Source organism: Specibacter sp. RAF43 (assembly GCF_052114065.1).
Taxonomy (GTDB): domain Bacteria; phylum Actinomycetota; class Actinomycetes; order Actinomycetales; family Micrococcaceae; genus Specibacter.
The window spans coordinates 1-386 of the sequence record NZ_JBFREA010000077.1 but is presented as its reverse complement, the minus strand read 5'-3'; the positions used below and the strand labels follow the sequence as shown (position 1 = coordinate 386).

1 protein-coding gene is annotated in these 386 nt (G+C 71.8%); it reads right to left on the bottom strand.

Features of this window, described 5'->3' with window-relative positions:
* On the bottom strand, positions 1-386 hold a 386-nt coding region (locus AB4Y80_RS16955; RefSeq protein ID WP_442215504.1), incomplete at both ends, for a hypothetical protein.

Sequence of the window (386 nt, the reverse complement as noted above, 5' to 3'; positions counted from 1 at the left end):
GTGCCACCGGCCACGATCGTCCCTGTRGCGGGGGCGAGCACCAGGTGGTGCAGGGCGCCGGCGGTGACGGTGAGGGTCGCGGTACCGGTGGCGGTGCCGTTCGTGCCGGTCACGGTGTAGCTGCCCGGGGTTGTTGTCGTGCAGRCGGCGTCCTCGCAGGTGATRCCGGYGGGACCGGTGAACTCGGTGRCGGCGGTGACATCGCCCAAAGAGTTGCCGAAGGAGTCGAAGCCCTCCGCTGTGAACGCCCGRGTGCCACCGGCCACGATCGTCCCTGTRGCGGGGGCGAGCACCAGGTGGTGCAGGGCGCCGGCGGTGACGGTGAGGGTCGCGGTACCGGTGGCGGTGCCGTTCGTGCCGGTCACGGTGTAGCTGCCCGGGGTTGT